At 64.2% G+C, this 25,593-nt stretch carries 20 protein-coding genes; 1 reads left to right on the plus strand and 19 read right to left on the minus strand.

Translation table 11 applies throughout. The features are described 5' to 3' along the window. Positions 1-531: 531 nt before the first annotated feature. The 3 genes from AC6UAL_RS08080 to gyrB form a co-directional block, all read right to left on the minus strand. Positions 532-1,047: a hypothetical protein gene (locus AC6UAL_RS08080; RefSeq protein WP_500682868.1), complete on the minus strand. Its 516-nt coding sequence runs from the start codon at positions 1,045-1,047 to the stop codon at positions 532-534. 125 nt (positions 1,048-1,172) lie between these two features. Continuing rightward, complete coding sequence (gene gyrA, locus AC6UAL_RS08085) at positions 1,173-3,842, minus strand: DNA gyrase subunit A (protein WP_500682869.1); 2,670 nt, start codon at positions 3,840-3,842, stop codon at positions 1,173-1,175. Positions 3,843-3,894: 52 nt separating this feature from the next. Next, the gene (gyrB, locus tag AC6UAL_RS08090; protein WP_500682870.1) at positions 3,895-6,453 is read right to left on the minus strand and encodes a DNA topoisomerase (ATP-hydrolyzing) subunit B; all 2,559 of its coding nucleotides are present in this window, start codon (positions 6,451-6,453) and stop codon (positions 3,895-3,897) included. 261 nt (positions 6,454-6,714) lie between these two features. On the opposite strand from gyrB, the gene mpl reads away from it, so the two are divergent. Further along, positions 6,715-8,115, plus strand: coding sequence for a UDP-N-acetylmuramate:L-alanyl-gamma-D-glutamyl-meso-diaminopimelate ligase (gene mpl, locus AC6UAL_RS08095; protein ID WP_500682871.1), 1,401 nt, complete (start codon positions 6,715-6,717; stop codon positions 8,113-8,115). Positions 8,116-8,382: 267 nt separating this feature from the next. Here mpl and AC6UAL_RS08100 read toward each other — a convergent pair whose 3' ends face one another. The 16 genes from AC6UAL_RS08100 to AC6UAL_RS08175 form a co-directional block, all read right to left on the minus strand. After that, a complete protein-coding gene (locus AC6UAL_RS08100; RefSeq protein ID WP_500682872.1) occupies positions 8,383-9,087 on the minus strand; it encodes a hypothetical protein in 705 nt (234 codons plus the stop codon). A gap of 332 nt (positions 9,088-9,419) precedes the next feature. Then, entirely contained in the window at positions 9,420-11,126 is a 1,707-nt protein-coding gene (locus AC6UAL_RS08105) for a cation:proton antiporter (RefSeq protein ID WP_500682873.1), read from the minus strand. A gap of 42 nt (positions 11,127-11,168) precedes the next feature. Continuing rightward, positions 11,169-12,572 (minus strand): class I SAM-dependent rRNA methyltransferase, encoded by a 1,404-nt coding sequence (locus tag AC6UAL_RS08110; RefSeq protein WP_500682874.1) that lies wholly within the window; start codon positions 12,570-12,572, stop codon positions 11,169-11,171. 95 nt (positions 12,573-12,667) lie between these two features. Beyond that, positions 12,668-13,561 (minus strand): glycosyltransferase, encoded by an 894-nt coding sequence (locus AC6UAL_RS08115; RefSeq protein ID WP_500682875.1) that lies wholly within the window; start codon positions 13,559-13,561, stop codon positions 12,668-12,670. An 81-nt stretch (positions 13,562-13,642) separates the two neighbouring features. After that, positions 13,643-14,410, minus strand: coding sequence for a succinate dehydrogenase/fumarate reductase iron-sulfur subunit (locus AC6UAL_RS08120; RefSeq protein WP_500682876.1), 768 nt, complete (start codon positions 14,408-14,410; stop codon positions 13,643-13,645). Positions 14,411-14,443: 33 nt separating this feature from the next. Then, positions 14,444-16,408: a fumarate reductase/succinate dehydrogenase flavoprotein subunit gene (locus AC6UAL_RS08125; protein ID WP_500682877.1), complete on the minus strand. Its 1,965-nt coding sequence runs from the start codon at positions 16,406-16,408 to the stop codon at positions 14,444-14,446. 21 nt (positions 16,409-16,429) lie between these two features. Continuing rightward, positions 16,430-17,104: a succinate dehydrogenase cytochrome b subunit gene (locus tag AC6UAL_RS08130; RefSeq protein WP_500682878.1), complete on the minus strand. Its 675-nt coding sequence runs from the start codon at positions 17,102-17,104 to the stop codon at positions 16,430-16,432. A 91-nt stretch (positions 17,105-17,195) separates the two neighbouring features. Then, entirely contained in the window at positions 17,196-17,885 is a 690-nt protein-coding gene (locus AC6UAL_RS08135) for a LysE family translocator (protein WP_500682879.1), read from the minus strand. A 9-nt stretch (positions 17,886-17,894) separates the two neighbouring features. After that, complete coding sequence (locus AC6UAL_RS08140) at positions 17,895-18,881, minus strand: HD domain-containing protein (RefSeq protein WP_500682887.1); 987 nt, start codon at positions 18,879-18,881, stop codon at positions 17,895-17,897. A 69-nt stretch (positions 18,882-18,950) separates the two neighbouring features. Beyond that, positions 18,951-19,682 carry a preprotein translocase subunit SecG gene (gene secG, locus AC6UAL_RS08145; protein WP_500682880.1) on the minus strand — a complete coding sequence of 244 codons (732 nt, stop codon included), beginning with the start codon at positions 19,680-19,682 and terminating at the stop codon, positions 18,951-18,953. A 40-nt stretch (positions 19,683-19,722) separates the two neighbouring features. Beyond that, the gene (locus tag AC6UAL_RS08150; RefSeq protein ID WP_500682881.1) at positions 19,723-20,061 is read right to left on the minus strand and encodes an aspartate 1-decarboxylase; all 339 of its coding nucleotides are present in this window, start codon (positions 20,059-20,061) and stop codon (positions 19,723-19,725) included. Between the two features lie 74 nt (positions 20,062-20,135). Further along, entirely contained in the window at positions 20,136-20,756 is a 621-nt protein-coding gene (gene nth, locus AC6UAL_RS08155; RefSeq protein ID WP_500682882.1) for an endonuclease III, read from the minus strand. Positions 20,757-20,780: 24 nt separating this feature from the next. After that, on the minus strand, positions 20,781-20,981 hold the full coding sequence (locus AC6UAL_RS08160) for a hypothetical protein (protein ID WP_500682883.1): 201 nt from the start codon (positions 20,979-20,981) through the stop codon (positions 20,781-20,783). Positions 20,982-21,164: 183 nt separating this feature from the next. Further along, entirely contained in the window at positions 21,165-22,058 is an 894-nt protein-coding gene (locus tag AC6UAL_RS08165) for a hypothetical protein (RefSeq protein ID WP_500682884.1), read from the minus strand. Positions 22,059-22,079: 21 nt separating this feature from the next. After that, a complete protein-coding gene (locus tag AC6UAL_RS08170) occupies positions 22,080-22,940 on the minus strand; it encodes a hypothetical protein (protein ID WP_500682885.1) in 861 nt (286 codons plus the stop codon). Positions 22,941-23,150: 210 nt separating this feature from the next. Next, a complete protein-coding gene (locus AC6UAL_RS08175; RefSeq protein ID WP_500682886.1) occupies positions 23,151-25,310 on the minus strand; it encodes a polyribonucleotide nucleotidyltransferase in 2,160 nt (719 codons plus the stop codon). Positions 25,311-25,593 lie beyond the last annotated feature (283 nt).

Genomic DNA, 25,593 nt, shown 5'->3' on the forward strand with positions numbered 1-25,593 from the left:
GCATATTTTGTATATAAGTTCAAGAAAATAAATATATTACAGTAACACGCTGATGTTGAATTCCTAAGCGAATATCCACGCCTATCCTTCTCTCTATGTCTACACTGTTTTTCTAATGCGTCTGCCCTGGCTCACAGATAGCAACACCGAATCACCTTCCGCACACACCGCCGCGCCATCCGCCCGCTATCCGCCGCCGATCCGGCATGCACGCCGCTCCGCAATTCGCCGCGCACGCGGCTCTTGCCGCACTCCCACCCGCCGCACACACCGCCTCGGGCACACTCCCATCCACCCCGCATCCGCCGCGCACGCCGCTCCGCAACTCGCCGCGCACGCGGCTCCGGCCGCAGGCTCATCCGCCGCGCAGGTCGCCGAGCAATTCCCCGCGCACGCCCCGGCCGCGCCGCGCGGAGGAGCTCCCGAGCGGTGAGCTCAAGCACGGCACAGCCCGCGCCCGAGCGCCCCGCACGGGCTTACCGCGCACGGGCACTCGTACCTCAACCGCGGCTCGCGCCGCTGCGCCTCTGTTTACTTCGAGCCGGCGGAGCCGCGCCTGTTTCTGCCGGACTTCTCGGCGGCGGGCTCGGCATTCTCCAAGCTGCGCAGTTCGCGAAGGGCGTGCTCGGCGGCCTCGATTTTGTCACTGAGGGCGGGAGCGGGAGCCGCCAGAGCTGCGGGGTCGTAATGGCTGGAGACCAGAACGAGCATCTGCTGATGCCGCAAGTTGACCAACAGGCGCGTCAGCAGCGATTCGCGCTCGACCGCACTGCACCCGTAGCGCAGCTTCATATCAATCCAGCGCTCCTCCGTCTGCCAGACATCCGCCATGCTGCACTGCCCCCGAGTCAACAACTCATAGCTGTGGCGCACGGCCGCCGAGGGATGGCGGCTGAGCAGCTCCAACTCCTCCTTGTAAGGCCCTTCGGGCGCACCCGCTTCCGCAGCGGCAGCTTTCGGAGCAGGAGCCGCCTGCGGCGCCTCCTGAGCAGAGACGGAGGCCGAGAGCAACAACAGCAAGGAGCATGTCCCTATCATATGTTTCATCCTCGCAGGCTAACACGGCCGCCCCCCTGCGTCAAGACAAAAGCGCGGCTCTCTCCGCGAAAAAAAGCGGGTCGCGATCGCCGCTAAGGCGACCGCGACCCGGTTCCGTCAGGCGTCTGCAAGGCTCACTCGCCGACAGGAGACTCTCCCGAAGCCCCGCCCTCGTCCGCGGCGTCACCTGCGGCGTCGGAGCCATCGGCAGCGAGCTCACCGCCGGGGCCGGCTTCACCCTCACCGTCAGCGGCGGCATCGCCGGAGCCCTCCTCTTCATCATCGGGGATGACGAGGGAGATATCCTGAATGCTGTCCTTCTCGTTGTCCAGCGTGATGAGCTTCACGCCCTGCGTGGCGCGGCCCGTCTCGCGGATGCTGTTGACCTTGAGGCGGACGGACTGACCGCCCGTCGTCATGATCATCAGCTCGTCCTCGTCCGTCACCGTCGTCGCGTTGACGACGAGGCCGGTCTTCTCCGTGCAGTTCATGGTCTTGAGGCCGATGCCGCCGCGGCTCTGCACGCGGTATTCATCGAAGCCGGTGCGCTTGCCGAGGCCGTTCTCCGAAACAACCAGCAGCGTTGCATCGTCGCGCACCACCGCGAGCGCCACCACGTAGTCGCCCTCGCGCAGCTTGATGCCGCGCACGCCGATCGTGTTGCGCCCCTGAGCACGCATGTCATCCTCGCTGAAGCGGATGCTCATGCCTTCGTGCGTGACGAGCACGACCTGCTGCTGCCCGTCGGTCAGCTCGGCGTTGACAAGACTGTTGCCCTCCTCGAGGTTGATGGCGATGATGCCGGCCTTGCGGTAGTTGGCGAAGTCGACCAGCGCGGTCTTCTTGACCGTGCCGTCGCGCGTGGCAAAGACCACGTTGCCCGAGCCCTCGCCGAAGGTGACATCCTTGCCGTTCTCATCGACGCGGCGCTCGAGGCGCAGGATGGCGGCGATGCGCTCGCCGGGCTGGAGGTCAAGCAGGTTTTTGATCGAGCGACCTTGGGCGCTGCGAGCGGCCTCATCAATCTCGTAGACGCGCTCGACGTAGACGCGCCCGGTGTTCGTGAAGAACATGATGTAGTCGTGATTCTGCGCGGCGAAGAGGTGCTCGACGTAGTCCTTCTCGTCCTTGCGGCTCTTCGTCGTGGCGGCCTTCACCCCCTTGCCGCCGCGGCTCTGCAGGCGGTATTCGTCGGAGTTGGTGCGCTTGATGTAGCCGCTGTGCGTGATGGTCACGATCATCGAGTCATTCGGGATGAGGTCTTCGATGGACATGTCGCCCTCGAAGGGGATGATGTGCGTCATGCGCGGCGTGGCGTACTTGGCCTTGATGGCGCGCAGCTCGTCTTTGACGATGCCGAGCACGCGAGCCTCACTGGCGATGATGTCGAGGTAGTCCTTGATCTGCTCCAGCAGGCTGTTGTACTCGGTGGTGAGCTTGTCGCTCTCGAGAGCCGTGAGCTGGTAGAGGCGCAGGTCGAGGATGGCGTTGACCTGCCGCTCGGTGAAGACGTAGAGCTCGCCCTGCACCGAGGGTTGCTCGTGAATGAGGATGCCGAGTCCTTCGGCGAGCTTCACGGGGTAGCGGTACTCCATGAGGCGGTTGCGGGCATCGTCGCGGTTCTTGGAGTCGCGGATGATGCGGATGAACTCGTCGAGATTCGCGAGGGCGATGAGGTAGGCTTCGAGCACTTCGGCGCGCTCTTCGGCCTTGCGAAGCAGGTAGCGCGTGCGGCGCATGACGACTTCGCGGCGGTGTTCGACGTAGAAGCGGATGGCGTCGCGCATCGTCAGCAGCTTCGGGCGGTTCTCGTGAATCGCCAGCATGTTGACGGCAAAGCTCGTCTCGAGGCTCGTGAGTTTGTAGAGCTGGTTGATGACGACCTGCGGGCGAGCGTCGCGCTTGAGCTCGATTTCGATGTAGTCGGTCAGGTCGCGCATGCCCGCGATGTCCGTGATGACCTTGTCGCGGTCGAGCTCGGCGATGCGCTTCTGGAGCTCGGCGCGGTTGACGCCGTAGGGCACGTCGGTGATGTGCAGGAAGTCGCGGCCGTTCTCGCCCGTGACGGTCTCAATCTTGCCGCGCATGCGCACGCTGCCGTGGCCGGTGCGGAAGTAGCTGTCGATGCCCTTGAAGCCGAGGATGTAGCCGCCCGTGGGGAAGTCCGGCCCCTTGATGTAGGCGCGCAGCTGCTCGGCGGTGATGTGCTGGTTGTCGATGTAGGCGCAGATGCCGTCGACGACTTCGCCGAGGTTGTGCGGGGGCATGTTGGTGGCCATGCCGACGGCGATGCCGGTGCCGCCGTTGACCAGCAGGTTCGGGAAGGCGCCGGGGAAGACGACGGGCTCTTCGAGGCGGTTGTCGTAGTTGGGCTGAAAGTCCACCGTCTCCTTGTCCAGCTCGTCCATCAGCGCCACGCCCAAGGCGCTGAGGCGCGCCTCGGTGTATCGCATGGCGGCGGGGGGGTCGCCTTCGGGGGTGCCGAAGTTGCCCTGCCCGTCGACCAGCACGTCGCGCATGTTCCAGGGCTGCGCCATGGTCACCAGCGTGCCGTAGGCGGACTGGTCGCCGTGCGGGTGGTAGTTACCGATGGTGTCACCGACGATTTTGCCGCACTTGATGGTGGGTTTCGAGGGGCTGAGCCCGAGCTCTCGCATGGCGAAGAGCACGCGGCGCTGCGAGGGCTTGAGGCCGTCGCGCACGTCGGGCAGAGCGCGGGAGATGATGACCGACATCGAGTAGTCGAGGAAGCTGCGGGACATTTCTTCCGCGACGTCGACGGGCCGGATTCGCATTTCGTTCATGAAGCTGTCTTGTGATTAAAGTTGTGAGGTGGCATGCGCAAGGCTGCCGGGATCAGACGTCGAGGTTGCGGACGTTGAGGGCGTTGTCCTCGATAAAGCGGCGGCGCGGCTCGACCATGTCACCCATGAGGATGGTGAACATCTTGTCGGCCTCAACGGCGTTGCTGTCGTCGAGGCGCACGCGCAGCAGCTCGCGCGTCTCGGGGTCCATCGTCGTGCTGTAGAGGTCTTTGGCGCTCATTTCGCCCAAGCCCTTGAAGCGGGTGATGGTGACGTTGCGGCGGCCGATTTCGAGCACTTTGTCGAGGATGTCGCCGACGAAGAAGACGGGGGTGACGCTGTTGCGTGCGCCCTCCGCGACTTCAAAGAGCGGGGCGTCGTCGCTGAGCAGGCAGTCGCCGGGAATCCCCAGCTCTTCGAGCCGGCTCATGACGCGGCGGATGGCGTGCACCTCGTGGAGTTCGTGCAGCAGGGCGCGGCGGCTGGGGCCTTCGCGCACGGGCAGCGGGTGGGCGGCCAGTTCTTCATCGCTCGGCTCGCCGAAGAGGAAGAGGTCGGGGTTGGCGTCGGAGTAGGCGGTGAGCTCTTCCATGGTCGGGAAGTAGAGCACCTCTTCTTCGTTGCCGCAGCGCACCTTGACGAGGTACTCGGGGAAGCTGCCGTTGGCGTTGCGGTGGCGCAGCAGGTCGCGGAAGTTGCCGCCGTGGCGAGCCACGCTCTGCTCGTATTTCTGCAGGCCGATGAGCGTCTCGAGGATAGCCATGAGGGTGTCGGCGTCGTACTCGCGGCTGCCGTCGCTGCGGCGCAGGGTGACGTCTCCCGCGCCCAGCGCGATGAGTCGGCGGTTGAGCTGCACGTCGTCCTGCACGAACTGCTCGGTCTTGCGGTAGCGCACGCGGTAGAGCGGCGGCTGGGCGATGTAGAGGTAGCCCGCGCGCACGAGCTGCGGCATGTGGCGGCAGAAGAGCGTGAGCAGCAGGGTGCAGATGTGTGCGCCGTCGACGTCCGCATCAGCCATGAGGATGATCTTGTGGTAGCGCGCCTTGCTGAGGTCGAAGGAGCCTTCGCTCTCGCCGTCGCCGATGCCGGTGCCGATGGCGGTGATGATGTTCTGAATCATCTCGCTGCTCAGCGCCTTGTCCAAGCGGGCTTTCTCGACGTTGAGAATCTTGCCGCGCAACGGCAGAATGGCCTGCGTGCGGCGGTCGCGCCCCATCTTGGCCGAGCCGCCTGCGGAGTCACCCTCGACGATGAAGAGCTCGCACTGCGACGGGTCGCGGTTCGAGCAGTCGGAGAGCTTGCCGGGCAAGCCGCCGCCGATGCTCATGGCGCTCTTGCGGACGGCTTCGCGAGCCTTGCGCGAGGCTTCGCGCGCGCGGGAGGCCGTGAGGCACTTCTCGATGATGGCGCGGGCCATGGAGGGGTTCTCCTCGAAGTACTCCTTGAGCTCTTCGTAAACGACGCCGCTGACGACGCCCTCGATTTCCGTATTGACGAGTTTGTCCTTCGTCTGGCTGGAGAAGCGGGGGTTGGGCATCTTGACGCTGATGACGGCCACAAGGCCCTCGCGCACGTCTTCGCCCGTGAGGTTGGGGTCTTTGTCCTTGAGCAGGTTGTTGGCCTTGGCGTAGGCGTTGACGGCGCGCGTCAGCGCACTGCGGAAGCCCGAGAGGTGCGTGCCGCCGTCGCCGTTGAAGATGGAGTTGGCAAAGCAGAGGATTTGGTCTTGGTAGCTGTCGTTGTATTGCAGCACGACGTCGACGATGACGTCGTCCTCCATCTTCTTGCCGTCGTATTCGACCTCGATGTGGCGGATGCCCGAGATGCTGATGGGCTCGGGGGTGATGAGGGTCTTGGCCTCGCCGAGCTGGCGGACGTACTCGCGGATGCCGTCCTTGTACAGGAAGGTCTCCGTATGCTCGGGCTGGGTGCGTTCATCGACGAGGCGGATGATGAGGCCGGGGTTGAGGAAGGCGAGCTCGCGCAGGCGGCCGGCGAGACGCTCGAAGCGGAACTCGACCGTGTCGGTGAAGATGGTCGGATCGGGCAAAAAGGTGATGGCGGTGCCGGTCTGGTTGGCGGGGCAGCTGCCGATGACGTGCAGCTTGTCTTTCGTGCGCCCGCGCTCAAAGGTGATGACGTGGCGCTTGCCGTCGCGGCGCACTTCGGCCTTGAACCAGTCGGAGAGGGCGTTGACGCACTTGGCGCCCACGCCGTGCAGGCCGCCGGAGTATTTGTAGGCGCCCTGCCCGAACTTGCCGCCGGCGTGCAGGTTGGTCAGCACGAGCTCGACGGCGGGGATGCCGAACTTCGGGTGGATGTCCACCGGGATGCCGCGGCCGTTGTCGATGACGGAGATGGAGCCGTCGACGTGGATGCGAATCTCGATGCGGCTGCAATAGCCGGCGAGGTGTTCGTCGATGGAGTTGTCCAGAACTTCAAATACGCAGTGGTGCAAGCCTCGCTCGTCGGGGTCTCCGATGTACATACCGGGGCGCTTGCGGACTGCTTCCAGCCCTTCCAGCTTGTCAATCTGGGCCGCACCGTACTCCTGCTGGGCCCCCGTGACCGCCAGTTCGGGATCTGCGGGAGGCGTCGTGTTGTCAGTCATATGTCGGGCTATTATACGCGCGTACGCGCGCGTGTCAATGTTTATATGTGTCGCGGCATCCGCAGCGCCACACCTGCCCCGCGGCTTCGGGGAGGAGCAGGCCGCCTCGGCCATGCGCACGCAGGGGCCGGCTGTCACCCGGTCGGCGCGAAGGCATCGCGCATCCGAATCGAGCTTCGGGCATGGAGGCCCAAACACATTTAGCTTGCCAAAATGCCCCATCTAAGATAAGCTCTGCGCGCACGCGTACACACGTACACCATGAAGCACGTTCACTTTATCGGAATTTGTGGCACCGCCATGGGGGCTGTTGCCTCTGCGATGGCGAAGCGGGGTTATGAGGTCTCGGGAACGGATGACCATGCGTACCCGCCGATGTCGACCTTTCTGGAGTCTGAGGGTATCCGCGTCACGCAGGGATACAAGGCGGAGAATATTCCCGCCGAGGCCGATCTGATCGTGATCGGCAATGCGATGAGCCGCGGCAATGAGGAGGTCGAAGAGGTGCTCAACCGCCACCTGCACTTCCTGAGTCTGCCCGAAACGCTCAAGGAGTTCTTTTTGCGAGGGCGGCACAATTACGTGGTGACGGGCACGCACGGCAAGACAACGACGACGTCGATGCTGACTTGGTTCATGGAGCACAACGGCCTCAACCCCAGCTTCATGATCGGCGGCATCGCCCGCAATCTCGATCGCGGCGGCCGCTTTACGGATTCCGAGTTCTGCGTGCTGGAGGGCGATGAGTACGATACGGCTTTTTTTGACAAGCGCTCGAAGTTTCTCCACTACCTGCCCGAGGTGGTCATCATCAACAACATTGAGATGGATCACGCGGATATTTATGCGAATGTGGACGAGATCAAGCTCTCCTTCAAGCGCCTGCTGCGCGTGGTGCCGAGCAGCGGCATGGTCTTTCTGAATGCCGACTGTCCGAACTGCCTCGAGGTGCGCGCCCACGCCGCCAAAGAGCTCAGCATGGTTCGCACGACGTCCGTGGGTCTCAGCGCGGATGCGGACGTGGTGATTGCCGATATTGACGAGCAGCCGGACGGCAGCACCTTTACGCTGGGCGGTGAGCCCTACCGCGTCCCCATGGTCGGCGCCTGCAACGTCCGCAATGCGGCCATGGCCATCTGCGCGGCTCGCTTCGCCGGGCTGACGCCGGATCAGATTCGCGAGGCTCTGGGGTTCTTCGAGGGCGTGGCTCGCCGCCAAGAGCTGCGCGGCACCGTGAACGGCGTGACGGTGATCGACGATTTCGCGCACCATCCGACGGCGATCAGCGCGTCGATTGAGAGCGTCCGCAAGCGCTTCCCGAATCGCCGCGTCTGGGCGATTTTCGATCCGCGCAGCAATACGACCTCCCGCAACATTTTCCAGCACGAGCTCGCGGCGGCGCTCAGCGAGGCTTGCATGGTGGTACTCTCGCCGATTGAGCGGCTGCGCAAGGTGCCCGAGGATCAGCGCCTCGATGAGCAGTCGCTCGCCGAGGAGATTCGCGCCATGGGCAAGGATTGCTACGTCGCCGCCAATGTCGATGATATTGTCAGCCACGTGGTGGGGCGGGCTCACCCCGGCGACGTGCTGCTGGTGATGAGCAACGGCGGCTTCGGCGGTATTCACTGCAAGCTGCTCAGCGAGCTGGCCGGGCACAGCTGAAGCCCCCCTGCCCCGCACCCGCCGCCGGAGCGCGGCACGCAGCAAAGCGAAAGCAGCGAGCCTCAACGAGCTCGCTGCTTTCGCTTTTGCCGTCCGCTCAGGGAAGAGGCTCGCGAGCGGAGGATCGGCTGCTTCGGGGCCCGCAGCCCATGAGGGCCTTCCCGGCTCTCGCGGAGCTTCACAAGAGTTCTCGCAGAGCTCACGCAGAGTTCTCCGCGCTCTCATAGGGCTCCGCGCTCACAGGGCCGGCTGAGCCGTCTGAGTGGCTCAGGGCTTTTCGGGGCTCTGTTCCGGCTGCTCGGAGCGTTTCTGCGCCGCCGTGAAGGCTTGCAGCAGCTGCTTCTGGCGGGAGTTGATGAGCCGGACGTAGACGAGCATGAAGAGCGTGACGATGGTCAGATAGATGATGACGCTCCAGCAGAGCAGTTGCACGGAGAAGAGCGCGGCGCTGATTTTCTCATCCTCGCGCACGCGGTTCACAAAGCTTTCGCTCAGCTCGCGCGTGTAGGCGCGGCCCTCGTTCTTGAAGTACTCGTTGTAGTCATGCACAACAATGTCGAGCGTCTCGCGAAGCACGCGCGCCAGCCAATCGGAGGGGCTCTCGCCTGCCTGCACATCAAGCGTCTCGCCGACGAGCGTCTCGATCATGCGGTCGCGCATCAGGCTCCACTTCGGCGGGCGATCGGGGTCCTGCACGGGCGCGTTCCCGGCGCTCGGCTCGGCACCTGCGGCGGCGCCCCCTTCCTGCGCCGCGCGGGCTTTCGCTTTCTTGTCCTGTCGTTCGCTGAGTCGGTCGAGCGCCAAATTCAGCAGGGCGCCGCCCGCCCGCTGAAGGCGCTCCTCCGTCGTCTCTGCCCGATCAGCGGGGCGTTGTTCCGGGGAGGCTCCGAAGCTCTCTTGGGCGGCCATAGGCGCCATCAGCAGGAGGAGAGCCATGCCCGCCGTCTGCGGGCGCCACATGTTTCGTTTCATCGCTCCATCCTATCACAGAGTCCGGGGCGCCTCAAGCATGAAAGATGCCGCCGCGCTCGCCCCAAGAGCGCGAAGTTGCGAAGTCTCGAAGTCTCGAAGTCTCGAAGTCTCGAAGTCACGAGGAGTGCGAGGAGCGCGGGGAGTGCGGGACGTGCGGGACGTGCGGGACGTGCGGGACGTGCACGGGCTCGGGTGTCCGTAGGCGAGCCGCGCAGGCGTGCAAAACGAGCGTGCGGGGCGGCTGCTCGGGAAAACGCAGCGTGCAGGGTGCGCGGAGGGCGCAGCCTGCGAGGCGTGGCGAAGGCCGAGCGGGATACGGGAAGGCCGCCGGCTCAGGCCTCGGCGGTCGGGCGGCCGCCCGTGAGCTCGTTTCGGGTACGCTCGAGCTCGCGGCTGATTTGCTCTTCGGTGGCGTGCTGGCTGCGCAGCAGGTGGGCAAACATGGTCAGCGCGACCTCGTGCTCGCCGGAGAACACCTCGACGTCATCCTTGAGCGAACGCTTCAGGGCTTCCGCAACGCTCAGGTAAGTCGTGTGCGCCAGCACTTGAATCTTCGGGTTGAGGCTGCGCGCCATCGAGGCGATATCCGCAGCGGGTGCCGCCGGGGTGGTGATGATGATGCTGACGGCTTGCTCAACACCGGCGAGTTTGAGGATGTCGCGGCGGGCGGCATCGCCGTGCATGGCGGGGATGCCGCACTTCATGAGGCGCTGCACGGTGTTGACGTTCATTTCGATGACAACGACGTCGACGTCGTTGTCGAGCAGCGCCTTGGTGCAGAGCTCGCCGCAGGGGCCGTAGCCGACGACAATCACGCGGTGGCGGTCTTCCTGCGGCTCGGGCACGTTGTCGAGCTCCTCGTGGCGGGGGTCGCCGACGCCGCGCTTCTCCATCGCGCGGATCAAGGCGGGCACGAAGCGGTAGAAGGCAGCGTTGAGGGTGATGGTGATGATGGCAGCGCCGGTGATGATGTTGGCAGCCTCGCGGGGCAAGACGTCATACTGGGTGGAGGCCAGCGTGGCGAGGATGAACGAGAATTCGCCGAGCTGCGAGAGGGAGGCTGATACCTGCATCGCCATGCGGAAGGGGCGCTTGAGCATGCGGATGGCGATGTAGGCGGCGATGGGTGCCAGCAGCGTCAGCAGGACGGTGCCCAGCGCCATGGGCCAGTATTCGATCATGCCCTCCCAGTGGAAGCCCATGCCGACCGACACGAAGAAGAGCACGGCGAAGGCGTCGCGCATCGGCAGAGCGTCGCTGGCGGCACGCGCCGAGAACTTGCTCTGCCCGACGACCATGCCCGAGAGGAAGGCGCCGAACTCCATCGAGGCATCGAAGACGTAGGCGGAGAGGGAGGCAATGCCGAGGGCGAAGACGAGCACGGCCAGGGTGAAGAGCTCGCCGGAGGCAAAGCGCGAGACGTAGGTGAGCACGCGGCCGATGATGCGGCGCCCGACGTAGGCGACGCAGAGCACGAGCAGCCCGAGTTTGACGACCATCCAGAGCAGCGATTCCAGCAGCGGTTTGTCGCCGAAGATGACGGGCATGAGCACGAGCAGCACGATGGTGAAAATGTCCTCCACGACGAGCATGCCGAGAGCAAGGTGTCCGGAGGGCGTTTGCAGGATGCGGTTATCGGCCAGCACGCGGGTGAGGACGACGGTGCTGGAGACGCAGCAGCAGAGGCCGAACATGACGCAGCCCGTCATGGTGAAGCCCATGGCGCCGCCCAGCAGCATGCAGGTGAGGGTGCCCAGCAGGGTGCGCATGCCCATGCACATGATGGCGCCGGGCACGGCGACTTTCTGGACGGCGACGAGGTCTTTGAAGTGAAACTGCAGGCCGACGCCGAAGAGCAGGAGGACGACGCCGATGTGCGAGAAGTCTTCGACGAGTTCGTGGTCGAGCGAATCGCCCCAGCACTGCGCGGCGATGATGCCCGCCAGCAAATAGCCGATGATAGGCGAGAGGCGCACCTTCTGCGAGAGCATGCCCAGCACGAGTGCCAGAGTGAGGGAAATCGCCAGTGTGTTAATCATATCGCAAAACCATCGTGAGGGGTGCGTCGGGCGGGCTCGGCATCAGCTGATGACGCGTGCCCAGAGGACCTTGAGGTAGCGCCCTTCGGGGTAGGTGGAGAGGAAGGGGTGATCCCAGCCGGGGCCGGTCATTTCGAGAATCTGCAAGCGCCTGCCGAGGCGCTGCGCGGCTTTGATGACGACTTTTTCAAACTCGGCGGGGCTGACGAGCCCCGAGCAGGAGCAGGTGACGAAGAGGCCGCCGCGCTTGACGCATTGCAGGCCGAGCATGTTGAGGTCATGATACTTGCGAAGGCCCTCCTCCTTTTCCTCATCGCGTCCGAGCACGAACTTGGGCGGGTCGAGCAGCACGATGTCGAAGCTCCTGCCGTTGCGCACCATCTGGCGGGCATAGACGAAGGCGTCGGCATGCACGAAGTCAATCCGCAGAGGGCCGCCCTCAGCATTGAGGTTCGCATTGCGCTTCGCCATGGCGATGGCTTTCTCGTCGAGGTCGACGGCCGTGACGTCGGCGGCACCGTGCAGGCGCGCCTGAATCGAGAAGCCGCCCGAGTAGCAGCAGAGGTCCAGCAGGCTCTTGCCGCGCGCAAGGCCGGCGAGTTTGAGGCGGTTGTCGCGCTGGTCGCAGAAGAAGCCGGTCTTGTGGCCTTGGACGAAGTCGACTTCGAAGTTGACGCCGTGCTCGACGATGCGGACTTTGCCGACGGGGGCGCTCGGCGGTGCCGTGTCGCGGTCGATGCCCTCCATGCGCGCGACGGCTTCGTCGACGGTGATGACGTGGCGCGAGGTGCCGCAGAGCTCGTGCAGCAGGGGCAGCCAGCGGCCGAGGCGCTGCCAGACGCCCAGCGTGCTCACTTCGAGGCTGAGCACGTCGGCGTAGCGATCGACGATGAGGCCGCCGAGGCCGTCGGAGTCTCCGTGGATGACGCGGTAGGCGTTGCTGACCTCATCGAGCCGGCAGCTTTCGCGGCGCCAAGCGACGGCGCGGCGGAGGGCTTCTTCGAGATCGGCTTCGCCGAGGGGCTCGCTGCCGTGGCGCATCATGCGCAGCGGGGTGCGGCTGCGGGGGTTCCACGTGCCGCCGCCGAAGAGCTCGCCGTTTTTGTCGTAGACGTTGATGAGGCCGCCGGCCTCGGCATCGGGGCTGACGGCACCGAGCATGCGCGGGAAGACGGCGGGGTTGTAGGTGAAGTATTTGAGCTGCACCCAAGGGCTCAGCCACTGCTCGCTGCCTTCGGGGGCTTCGCGGCGCTGCGGGGCTTCGCGATGCGGAGCTGCCGATGCGTTGCGAGCGTTGCCGGGCATGCGGCTTGCCGCATCGCTGCGCGCGAAGCGGCGCTCGATGCGGCGCTCGGGTCTCTTGCCGTCGGCGGAGTATCGGCGGCTGCGTTCGTTTCGGGGGTCGGGGCTATCTCCGCAATCGGTTCTGCCGCTGCGCGTGTTCACGCGGATATTATACGCGCGGGGGCGGAGAAGTCAAGCTCGGCCCGCCAAACAAATGCTCGCCGGAGCGGCAGGGCGACGGGCGGCGGGGCGCGGCATCAGGCGTCTCGCTCGCCCTCGGTGCGCATGCCCCAGCGCACGGTGGGGCGGCGTATGGCGAAGAGGCTGCGCGTGCGGTCTTCGCCGCAGTAGACTTCGTAGCGCTTCGGTTTCTCACAGAAGCAATCGCAGATCAGGTACTGGGCGTTGTTGAGTTTGAGCAGGAGCGGTGCCAGCCGTCTCAGCCAAGGGGGCTGCTCGGCGAAGAGCCGTTCGCGCTCTTGCTCGGTCACGACCGACCACGACAGGTTGCCGCCGGTGACGACGAAGGCGCTTGTGATCAGGCCGGGCATGAGCATCACGCGGGCTCCGGCCGCCAGTGTGTCGCGGTAAAAGATGAGATCCGCCAGCGATCGGTAGCTCGTGTCAAAGCGGACGCGGCGGCGGCGGAAGGCTTCGGTGCGGTGAAAGCAGGCGCAGGTGATGATCTGGCAGATCACGCGGCTGAAGGTCGCGCTGAGCAGGGAGGTGCGGCGGTGGCAGATGTAGCGGTAATGCTTGTCGAGCACGAGATAGGAGCCCACGGCGATGTCGGCCGCGGGTCGCTTCTCCATGCGCTCGGCAACGGCTGCCAGCGCGCCCGGCAGGTACTGCTCATCCGCGTTGAGGTGGGCGGTGACGTCCGCCTCGGGCGGCAGAGCCTCCCACGCGCGGTTGATGGCGTCGTACATGCCGCCATCCGGCGCGCTCTCGAAGCTGAAGCGGTAGCCGGGCTGCCCTTTGTGCTCGCGCTGCCATTGCTCCAGCCACTCGCGCGTGCCGTCGCTCGAACGGCCGTCCTGCACGTGGTGATGCACGGTGACACCCGGTGACACCTGATCAGCCACCGAGCGCACGCAGCGCGCCAGCCATGAAAGAGCGTTGAAACAGGGTGTAACGATGTAAAAGTGCATGGTCGCCTCAGGGCTCGTGATGCGCGGGTACGACAAGGGCCGGGTGGCGCACCACCCGGCCCTGAAACATGATCGGGGCGATCAGGAGAAGACACCCACGGCCTCAGCTGCACAAGCGAGCATGTAGTCGCGGTTCAGCTTGGCGATGTTGTCAACCGAGATACCCTTCGGGCAGGCGGCTTCGCACTCGTACTGGTTGGTGCAGTTGCCGAAGCCCAGTGCATCCATCTGGCGCACCATGGCGAGCACGCGCTTGTTCTTCTCCGGCTGGCCCTGCGGCAGCAGATTGAGGTGAGCAGCCTTGGCCGAGGTGAAGAGCATGGCCGAGCTGTTCTTGCAGCTCGCCACGCAGGCGCCGCAGCCGATGCAGGCCGCCGCGTCGAAGGCGGCGTCAGCCGTCTTTTTGCGCACCGGCATGTTGTTGGCGTTCGGCGCCGCGCCCGTGCGCACGTCGATGAAGCCGCCCGCGGCAATGATGTTGTCAAGTGCCGTGCGGTCAACCATGAGGTCGCGCAGCAGCGGGAAGGCTTTCGCACGGAAGGGCTCGATCCAGATCGTGTCACCGTCGCGGAACTGACGCATGTGCAGCTGGCAGGTGGTCACCTTTTTGCCGCCGTGCGGCACGCCGTTGATGGTTAGAGAGCACATGCCGCAGATGCCTTCGCGGCAGTCGTGGTCGAAGTGAATCGGCTCTTTGCCCTCGTGCACGAGCCCCTCGTTGACGATGTCCAGCATCTCGAGGAAGGAAGCCTCCTCGGGGATGTCGTGAGCCTCGTAGGTTTCGATGCGGCCCTGAGCCTGGGCGTTCTCTTGGCGCCAGACCTTGAGAGTGAGATTGAGATTGGCCATAGTGTTCTGAGAAATGAAGGGTTGATCGTTGCTTTACTTGTAGGAACGGATGGCGAGATGCACGTTGTCGAAGGTCAGCGGCTCCTTGTGGAGGATGGGCAGGTTGCCCGTGCCCGTGTACTCCCAGCAGGCGACGTAGGCGAAGTTCTCGTCGTCGCGCTTGGCCTCGCCGTCGGGCAGCTGGTGCTCCAAACGGAAGTGGGCGCCGCAGGACTCTTCGCGGTTGAGAGCGTCATAGCAGAGCACCTCGGCGAAGTCGAGGAAGGCGGCCACGCGCCATGCCTTCTCCAGCTCCATGTTGATGCCCTCCGTGCTGCCCACAACCTTGACGTTCTTCCAGAATTCATCGCGGATGGCCGGAATCTTCTCGATGGCGTCCATGAGCGATTCCTTCGTGCGGCCCATGCCGACGTCCTCCCAGATGAGCTTGCCAAGCTCGCGGTGAATCTCATCGGGGCTCTTGTTGCCCTTGACGTCCATGATCTTGGCGATGCGGGCCTTCACGGCCTCCTCGGCCTCCTTGAACTCGGGAGCTGCCGTGGTGACGGAGCCGGGCTTCTGCGTGGTGAGGTAGGTCGGCAGCGTCGAGCTGATGACGAAGTAACCGTCGGAGAGACCCTGCATGAGGGCGGAAGCACCAAGGCGGTTCGCGCCGTGATCCGAGAAGTTGGCCTCGCCGAGCACGTGCAGACCCGGGATGGTCGACATGAGGTTGTAGTCCACCCAGAGACCGCCCATGGTGTAGTGAGAGGCCGGGTAGATCATCATCGGCTGCTCGTGCGGGTCAACGTCTGTGATCTCTTCGTACATCTCGAAGAGGTTGCCGTACTGGCCGTCGATCCAGTCCTTGCCCATGCGATCAATCGCATCCTTGAAGTCGAGGAAGACGCCGCGACCCGTCGCTGCAACGCCGCGACCGTCATCGCAGGCTTCCTTGGCGGCGCGCGACGAGATGTCTCGCGGGGCGAGGTTGCCGAAAGAGGGGTACTTGCGCTCCAGATAGTAGTCGCGATCGCCCTCGGCGACGTCGGAGGGCTTCATCTCGCCCTTGCGGATCTTCTCGGCGACCTCGCGGCTCTTGGGCACCCAGATGCGGCCGTCGTTGCGGAGAGACTCCGACATGAGCGTGAGCTTGCTCTGGTAGTCGCCCTTGACGGGGATGCAGGTGGGGTGAATCTGCGTGAAGCAGGGGTTGGCGAAGTAGGCGCCTTTCTTCCAGCAGGCGCAGGCGGCGCCCACGTTGCAGCCCATGGCGTTGGTGGACAGGAAGAACACGCGGCCGTAGCCGCCCGTGGCAAGCAAAACGGTGTCGCCCGCATAGCTCTTGATTTCACCCGTGACGAGGTCGCGCACGACGATGCCCTTGGCGTGGCCGTCGACGACGACGAGATCCATCATTTCGGTGCGGGTGTGCATCTCGATGTGGCCCTTGCCGATTTCCTTCTCCATGGCCTGGTAGCAGCCGAGCAGCAGCTGCTGGCCGGTCTGCCCGCGGCTGTAGAAGGTGCGCTTGAGCTGGGCGCCGCCGAAGGAGCGGTTGTCAAGCAGGCCGCCGTATTCGCGGCCGAAGGGCACGCCCTGAGCGACGCACTGGTTGATGATGTTGCAGGAGACTTCGGCGAGGCGGTAGACGTTGGCCTCGCGGGCGCGGAAGTCGCCGCCCTTGACGGTGTCGTAGAAGAGGCGATAGACCGAGTCGCCGTCATTCTGATAGTTGTGAGCGGCGTTGATACCGCCCTGAGCGGCGATGGAGTGGGCGCGGCGAGGACTGTCCTGATAGCAGAAGCACTTGACGTTGTAGCCGAGCTCGGCGAGTGTGGCCGCGGCCGAGCCGCCGGCGAGACCCGAACCGACGATCAGCACCGTGTACTTGCGGCGGTTGTTCGGGTTGATGAGCTTAGCTTCGCGCTTGTACTTGGTCCACTTCTGCTCAATGGGGCCGTCCGGAATGCAGGAGGACGGCATGTAGTCGCTTTCAGGAAACTTGATGTCGTTCATAATGGCGAAAGGGTTAGAGTGTTATTGAAGGTAGCCCGTCAGCACGGCCACGGGGATGGTGATGAAGCCGCCGCAGACAATGATGCCGAAGATGACGGCAATGATGTTGTAGAGCGGACGCACCTTGCGGGTGGAGAGGCCGAGCGTCTGCATGACGGACTGAACGCCGTGGCGCACGTGCATGAAGAGGCAGCAGATAGCCACGATGTAGAAGAGCGAGCACCAGGGGTTGGTGAAGGCGGCGATGATGTGATCATAGCAATTGGCAGGGTCGCCGTTGAAGGTGAGCTGCCAGAGGTGGAATATCAGGAAGCAGAAGATCATGCAGCCGGTGATGACCATCGTGCGCGAGGAGAGCGTGGCCTTGAGGGTGCCCTCCTTCTGGTAGTGCGTGCGGGCATTGTAGTTCTCGTACTTGAGCACGAGAGTCAGCACTACGTGAATCAGGAGCACCACAAGAAGGCCGAGGCGGATGGCCCAGAGCAGCCAAGCGGGCATGGCGTGCAGCCCCGTGGCGTAGGCGTTGATCCAAGAGGGATCGGCCGGGTTGGCGCCATCACCACCGTAGATGGTCATGTTGCCGGCGAGGTGCCCCACGAGGAACAGGAGGAGACACGCACCCGTCAGCGCCACAAGGATTTTGCGGCCGATCGAGGACGTGACGAACTTGCATGCTGTCGTGATAATGTCGTTCATAGTTGCAATAACGTCTTTGCACGCCTAATCTACCCCATTTCGCGGGAAAAAGCAAGCACCAATCCCCGCGCCCGTCCTAAAAAATGAGCGCCTACGCCTCTTTGAGGAGGGGGATGAAGAGCGCGAGGGCGAAAAGCCAGAGCAGAGCGGCAAAGACGGCATCGATGCCAAAGGCGCTGCGAGCGTACCACCTCTGCATGCGCGGCAGCTGCATGAGGCCGCTCCAGAGCATCCAGCCCAACTGCGCCGCCCCGACTAGCGAGAGCACGAGGGCCGGCGCAAACCAAGTGTGCTGCGTGCCGTGCCGCGCGAGCGCCTCAATGCTAATGCCGGCGATGAAGAGCATGCATTTGGGGTTGAGGATGTTGCAGAGGAAGCCGCGCAGCAGTAGGCGCGCCGTGCCGGGGGGCTGCTGCGGCGCGCCGTCGTCCTGAAACAGGGGCGAGCTCGCCTCTTGGCTGCGGCCGCTGCGCCTTGCTGCCAGATGGGCCCGAATGCGCGAGGGCGGCATGATGACGTGCGCGAGGTGCAGCAGCCAGAGTCCGGCTGCGGCGAGCACCCAGCAAATCCAAGGCTGGCGGGCGAGCTGCGTGCCGAGGGTGCAGACGATGATGGCTTGCAGGCAGAAGCCGAGGTTGATGCCGGTGGCGACGGCGATGGCGGCGCGGTAGCCCTGAGCCAGTGAGGTGCGCAGCACGAAGAAGATGTCGGGTCCGGGGCTGAGCTGCGAGAAGATGAGTAGGGAGCTGCAGGCAATGAGGCTGAGGACGGCGTCGGTCATGGCGCGTCTTCAGAGTTGCGGGGCGGCTGTGCCGTCGGCGCTGCCGCAGGACGGAAGCGGAGCGACTTCGTTGCCGGGCAGCGGGGCGCGGCGCTGGTGAATGCCGTCGGCGAGCTCGGGCTGGGTGGTGTAGGCGTCGCGAAACATTTCAAACTTGGCGTCGATGTTGTCGGCGTAATGGACGGCGAGGGCCTCGGGTGTTTTGGGCACGACGGGCGAGCCGAACTGCAGTTCGCCGTGGTGGGCGGCGATGAGGTGCAGCAGGTGCAGACGCACCTGTTCGGCGGGCGGCTCAAGCTGCTCCCATTCGCTGCGGTGCAGGGTCGAGATTTTGCCCCAGAGGCGGTTGACCAGCTCGATGCCCAGCGGAATGTGGCCGAGGAGCTCGCCGTGCAGGGAATAGGGCATGACGAGTTCGCCCTCGTTGTAGCAGTTTTCCCAGAGCTTGCCGATATCGTGAAAGAAGCAGCCCGCGAGCACGAGGTCGCGGTTGAGCTCGGGGTAGGCGCGGCAAAGGGCATCGCCGCAGCGCATGACGCCGGCGACGTGCTCGACGAGGCCGCCGCGGCGGGCGTGGTGGTAGCCTCGCGCGGCCGCCGAGCGCCTGAAGCGGGCGCCGTAGCGCGTCAGAGCCTCGCGGCAGAGCTCGCGGAGGCGCGGGTCCGTCATGCTGTCGACCAAGGCGGCAATGCTCTCCCAGTCTCTCTGTTGTTTGTCGCGCAATTCGCTTCCGCCGGCCATGAGGGCAGCTTCTTCATCGGGCGTCGCCTCGCGCAGGTCGAGCTCCGCCGCCTCGATTCCGTAATTGCTGAGGCTCCAGTTGGCCGTGACGGCGTAACACCGCGCCACCTGAGCCGCCGCGCAGGCGGGGTGCCAAGCGGCGTTGTCCCACACCTTGATGGTGATCGACGCCGCGACGTCGGCAAAACTGAGTTCGAGGTAGGGTTTGCCCGTCCGCGTCGTTTTCTCCGTCTTCTGCGAAAGCACGGCAAGCACAGTGCCCAAAACAGGGCCTGTGCTTGCGGACTGCGAAAGCTGCGTGATGCTGTCGTAAATCATGAAAGGTCAAGCCGCCGCCGGAGCAGGCGTCTCCTCCGCGGCCGGGGCCGGAGTCTCAACGGCCGGAGCGGGAGCCACCTCAGCAGCGGGAGCGGGAGTCTCAACGGCCGGAGCGGGAGTCTCAGCAGCGGGAGCGGGAGTCTCCACGGCGGGGGCGGGGGTCTCAGCGGCCGGAGCCGGAGTAACCTCAGCCGCGGGAGTGGGGGTCTCCTCAGCAGCGGGAGCGGGAGTCTCAGCAGCGGGAGCGGGAGTCTCCACGGCGGGGGCGGGGGTCTCAGCGGCCGGAGCCGGAGTAACCTCAGCCGCGGGAGCGGGAGTCTCAGCAGCGGGAGCGGGAGTCTCCACGGCGGGGGCGGGGGTCTCAGCGGCCGGAGCCGTGGTCGGGTCGACAGTCGGCGCGGTGGTCGGGTCGGCAGAGACGGTGAAGGCACCGCCCTGCTGCTCCTGCTGGACGGGGGCCGCCTGCTTGGTCTCGCCGAGGCCGCGCTTGTCAGCTTGGGCGTTCATGAGGACGCCGAGGACGAAGCAGAGAATCATGAAGAGCGTGCCGAAGAGAGCCGTCGCTTTTTTGAGAACGTCCGTTGTCTGAGCACCGAAAACCTGATCAGTCATCTGGGAGCCGAAGGCCGCACCGAGGCCCTCCTGCTTGGGGCGCTGCATGAGGACGACGAGCAGCAGCAGAGCCGAGTCGATGAGGAGGAGGGCAAAGGTGATGTAGACGAAGATGTTGAGGAGCATGGCGGGTATTGTAGCGGATGGTTTGGCGTTTGTAAAGCTTTCAGGCGATGATTTCGTTGAGTTCGTTGCAGATGATGCGCTTGGGCGCGATGGGCTTGTCATCGAGAGCGAAGCTCATGATGACGACGCGCTCTCCCTGCTTGATGAGATGGGCGGCACCGCCGTTGATGATGATCTGCCCCGTTCCGGGAGGGCCGACCAGCACGTAGGTTTCAAAGCGATTGCCTGTGGTGACGGAGGCGACCAGGACTTTCTCGCCCGGCCAAAGTCCGCTGGCTTCGACGAGATCTTGCGGAATCTCGATACTGCCCTCGTATTCCACGTCGCCGCGGGTGACCATGGCCCGGTGAATCTTCGATTTGAGTTGTGAGACGAGCATAGCTTGAAGCAACGGGCAGCTATCAAACTACTTTTAGCCCAAAAGGTCAAGCACAATCATGCAAAAGTGCGCCATCAGGCGCTCCCGAGGCGCGCGCAGACGGCACAGGGCGGCTTGCATCCCCGCGCCGGGCAGTAGCTCCGCCCCCAGAGCACCATTTGCAGGTGCAAGTCGCCCCAGCTGCTGCGGGGGAAGATTTTTTTGAGGTCGGCTTCGACGGCTTCGACGCTCGTGCCTCGGCTGAGTTTCCAGCGCCGCGCGAGGCGGTAGATGTGGGTATCGACGGGGAAGGCCGGGTGCCCGAAGGCTTGGTTCATGACGACGGAGGCGGTTTTGTGGCCTACGCCGGGCAGGGCTTCGAGTTCTTCAAAGCTTTCGGGGACGCGCCCGCCGTGTTTCTCGACGATGAGGCGAGAGGCGGCGACGATGCGCTGCGCTTTGGTCTCGGTGAGGCCGCAGGTGGCGATGTATTCGCGCACTTGCTGCCAGCTCATGGCGGCCATGGCTTCGGGGGTGGGCGCGGCGGCGAAGAGGGCCGGGGTTACTTGGTTGACCCGCGCGTCGGTGCACTGCGCCGAGAGCATGACGGCGATGAGCAGGGTGAAGGGGTCGCGGTGCTGCAACGGGACTTCGGGATGCGGGAAGGCCCGTTGCAGTTCTTCGCGGACGATGGCTGCGCGCTCGGAGCGTCTCATGCCGGAGAGGCGGTCTTGCCGCCGTTAGCGGCGCGGGGTGGTGAAGGGCAGCAGGGCGTCGCTCTCGTGGTGCGAACCGCGGTTCCAGGCTTTGTACGATTTGTTGCCTTCGTCGGGGCCGACGGCGGGGCGCTGGCCCTCGGGCAGAGGCGGCAGGGATTTGGTGCAGGAGGGCAGCAGAACGCTGCCGAGGAGGAGGGCGAGGAGGCTGAAAGCGCTTTTCATGGATGTTGAGGGATTCGGATGTTGAAGGGGTGCAGGAGTGAGGCTTGCGGGGTGTCGGCAGCTGCTGCGGCTCGCTCGGCAGCGCCGGGGTTCGGCGTTTTCACCCGCGCGGTGATGCGAAGCGCCGCTGCGCCCACGGGACGCAGCGGCGACAACAACAGCTTGAGCCGTGCGAGCTCTGCGTCAGCTGCCGAGCGGCTTCTCGCGGAAGACGACGTCGCCGGGCTGCGGCGTGACGCCGGCAGGCATCTCGGCCGGATCGTATTCCGCCGTGACTTCGTTGTTCGGCGTGATGTTGACGATGCGGAGGCGCACGAGTTTGCGGCCGTCGCGCTTCACGATGAGCGGGGTGGTGTCACCGGCGACGAGGCGGCTGTTTTCAGGGACGCGGAAGACGACGAACTTCCACTGCGGGTTGACCGCCGTGATGACGAACTCGTCGTCGTTCTTGCAGTAGTTGTCGAAGAATTCTTCGTTGATGATCGAAATCTTGTTGAGTTCGACCAAGAGGCCGGAGAGCTTCTCGATGGCGGCCTTGCGGACGACCTGTTTCTCGGCGAATTCCTTCTCGCGGGCCTTGTTCACTTCGATCTGCTCTTGGACGAAGGCCTTGAGTTTCTCGACGGTCTCGACGAGGCTTGCGTCATCGTCCCAATCGCAGGGCACCGACCTCTGGATCTGCTCGCGCAGAGCCGCAAGGCGCTTCTGAAGGTTGGTGATGCGCTCCTTCATTTCCTTGACGTCTTCTTCGACTTCAGCGAGGTCTTTCTGCTTCTGGCGCAGGGTGTCCTTCGTCTGGTTGAGGACGACTTCGGACTCGTTGCGCTGGGTGCGAGCCACCTGCATGAGCTTGAGTTCATCGCCGGCGGCCTTGAGGGCGTCCTGGCACTCGGCCGTGACGGGCGCGCGCTCGGCGTCGACGGTCTCAGCGGATTTGCGAAGGCCGGCGGAGTCGTTCACCCCGCCGTGGGTGGCGACGAGAAGTTTCATGATCTTCTGCTGCTCCAGCGAGTAATATACACCCGTGCCGCCAATTCCCAGCACCAGCAGGGCTACAATGAGATGAGAGATTTTCATACGTAAAAGGTACGGTGAAGCTTAGGGGTTGTTGCGGACGGCGATGACGCGGTCGCCGGGTTTCACGCATTCGGCAGGCATCAGGGTGTCGCGCACGACTTCACCGGCCGCAGCGCGGGTCTCGACGTTCGTGACGTTGATTTCGCAGATCTTGACGTCGCCGCGCATGACGGCGAGGCGCGAGCCGATCACGATGCCCTTGTTGATGCCGGCGTTGAGTCGCACGAAGCCCCAGTTCGGGTCGACGTAGTTCACCGTGCATTCAAGCTCGGCGGGCGAGAGGCGAGCCTGACGATCGCGGTTGAGATCCTCGAGCTCTTTCTTGTGCGCCGCGCGGCGGTCGGTTTCTTCATTCAGAGCCGCGATGGTGCGATCTTCCTTGTCGATGGCGACGCGCAGCTCCTCGTTCTTGAGCATGAGGTCGGTGACGGCCTGCGTCACGGCGTCGAAGTCAAAGGTCGAGGAGTCCGAATCGCCGCCCGACTGCGTGATGGTCTGAACCTCGCCGCGGGCCTGATTGAGCGCGTCTTCCGCGCTCTTGAGCGCCAGTTTCAGCTCATCGAGCTGCTCCTGCGTCTGGCGGGTTTTCTCCTCGGTGTCGGCTATCTCGGTCTCCGTCTGACTGCGTTCTTTGTCAAACTCGTCCTTCTCTTGGTTGTAGCCCTTCTTCTTGTCAGCAAAGTGCTCTTGGCGCAGCTGAGCGTAGGTGCGAACGATCTCGTTGCGCTTGGTATTTCTGACCGTATTGACAACTTCGTCGCGCAGCTCCCGTACCGTCGTAACTTCGCCGCCGTCCATAACCATGGCCTTCTGGTTTTTGTTAAACACAAAAGTGCCGCCCAGGATGAGCAGTACGGCGATGATGATAATGATTTTCCACATGGTGTAAGTTGAAATGCAACTGTTCGCTACTAGTTCTATACTAGAATCCGCCGCTTTGCAATCAAAAAAAGGTGTTGGGGGGCATTTTTTTTTGCATTTGCACTCTTCCCCGGCCGTGCTCGCCGCTCGGCCCTGCCCCGGGCAAACGATTGCCCCGCCGGGCTTGCGTCCGGCGGGGCATTTGATGGTCAGGCAGTGCGGCAGGCGGCTTTATTCGCCGTCCTCAGCCTTCTGCTTCTTGGCGGCTTCGGCGGCCTTGCGGTCGCGGGCAGCGGCGCGCATGGACATCTTCACGCGGCCTTTGTCGTCGATGCCGATGCACTTGGCGGTGACGATATCGCCGACGTGCACGACGTCTTCCGTCTTCTGCGTGCGGCCTTCAGCCAGTTCGGAGATGTGGATGAGGCCGTCCTTGCCGGGCAGCACTTCCATGAAGGCGCCGAACTCCTTGGTGGAGACGATCTTGCCTTCGTAGGTCTCGCCGACTTCGATCTCCTTGAACATGCGGTCGATGAGGTAGAGGGCGCGCTCGACGCCTTCCTGACGGTTGCCGTAGATGCGCACGGTGCCGTCTTCTTCGATGTTGATGTCCGTGCCGGTCTCAGCCTGCAGGGCCTTGATGTTCTTGCCGCCCGGGCCGATGAGCTCGCCGATGCGATCCTGCGGGATGGTGGTGGACTCGATGCGCGGGGCGTTCGGGCTCATCTTCTGCGGGGCGGAGATGCAGGCGTTCATGGTGTCGAGCACTTCGAGGCGCCCCTTGCGGGCAAGGTGAATGGCGTCTTCGAGGATGTAGAGCGGGATGCCCGGCAGCTTGAGGTCGAGCTGGTAGCCCGTGACGCCGACTTCGGAGCCGCAGAGCTTGAAGTCCATGTCGCCGTAGAAGTCCTCCGAGCCGATGATGTCCAGCAGGGTCTTGTAGCGCTTAGGCTCGCGGTCGCCGGGGTTTTCAAACTCGGTGACGAGGCCGACGGAGATGCCCGAGACGGGGCGCTTGAGCGGCACGCCCGCCGCCAGCAGAGACATGGTGCCGGCGCAGACGCTGGCCATGGAGGTCGAGCCGTTGGACTCCATGATCTCGGAGGAGACGCGGATGGCGTAGGGGAACTCTTCTTCGCTCGGCACGACCGGGGCGATGGAGCGCTCGGCCAGGGCGCCGTGGCCGATTTCGCGGCGGTTCTGGCCGCCGAAGCGACCGGTGTCGCCCACGGAGAAGGGCGGGAAGTTGTAGTGCAGGATGAAGCGCTTCTCGTCCACGGAGCCGGTGTAGTTGTCCATGTACTGGCGCTCTTCGACGGGGGCGAGGGTGGCCAGGCACATCGACATGGTCTCGCCGCGGGCAAAGAGGGCCGAGCCGTGCACGACCTGCGGCAGCACGTTGACTTCGGCGGTCAGGGGGCGCAGCTGCTTGATGGCGCGGCCGTCGGCGCGCTTGTCGTGCTCCATGATCGAGATGCGGAAGGCTTTCTTCTGGATGTACTCAAAGACCTGCTCGACGTCGAAGTCGGTGGCTTCGGGATGGGCGGCCTTGATGGCGGCTTCAACCTCGTCGCGCAGGGCGCCGACCTGCTTCTGGCGCTGAATCTTGTTGGGCGCGTAGATGGCGTCTTCAATGCGGTCACCGGCGATCCGGTAGCCGATTTCGAGCAGTTCGGGCTTGGCGAGGGTGAGCTCGTATTCGCGCTTGGGCTTGCCGCAGACGGCGCGCAGTTCTTCCTGCGCGGCGCAGAGTTTGGCGACGTTCTCCTGCGCGACGTGCAGGGCGGCGATGAAGTCTTCTTCGGGCAGTTCCTTGGCGGAGCCTTCGATCATGATGACCTGATCCTTGGTGCCGGCGTAGACGAGGTCGAGCTCGGATTCAAGGCGCTGGCTGTTGGTCGGGTTGATGATGAATTCGCCGTTGATGCGGCCGACGCGCACGGCGCCGACGGGCTCGGCAAAGGGGAGGTCGGAGATGACGCAGGCGGCGGAGGCGCCGTTGATGCTCAGGATGTCGGGCTCGTTCTCACAGTCGGCGGAGAGCAGCAGCGTGATGACCTGCGTCTCGTAGAAGTAGCCCTTGGGGAACATGGGTCGCAGCGGGCGATCCGTCATGCGGCAGGTGAGGATTTCTTTCTCGGTGGGGCGTCCCTCGCGCTTGAAGTAGCCGCCCGGGAACATGCCGGCCGCGGCGGCTTTCTCCTTGTATTCGACGGAAAGGGGGAAGAAGGTCTGGCCTTCCTTGATCTTGGTGGCGCTCACGACGGTCACCAGAACGGTGGTGTCGCCGCAGCGTACGGTGACGGCACCATCGGCCAGGCGGGCAATTTTGCCGGTTTCGATGATGACGGGATTTGCGCCGACGGCGCAGGTAACGGAATGGATACTCATTGTCGATGTTCTTTCTCTTCGTGTCGCCGGATCCGATCATCACCTCGGGAGCCCGGATCCGGCAGTTTGCTCCTTCGGTGGCGCGCCCTCGGGAGGGAGCTCGCGCCTGCGTCGTGCCGGAGTTTTCCGACTCTACGGCACACCTGCGGTATTTTACTTGAGACGAGCGGTGTTGGCAAGCAAATAATTGCGCCCTTGCGCCGCGATGCACATGTGTCCCAAAGTTTCAAGGCGCGGTCATTTTGACCGCGCCTTGAGTACACAAAAAATGGAGGCTTGATTT

This window comes from Candidatus Parakkermansia intestinigallinarum, assembly GCF_944389695.1.
GTDB classification, from domain to species: Bacteria; Verrucomicrobiota; Verrucomicrobiia; order Verrucomicrobiales; family Akkermansiaceae; genus Akkermansia; species Akkermansia intestinigallinarum.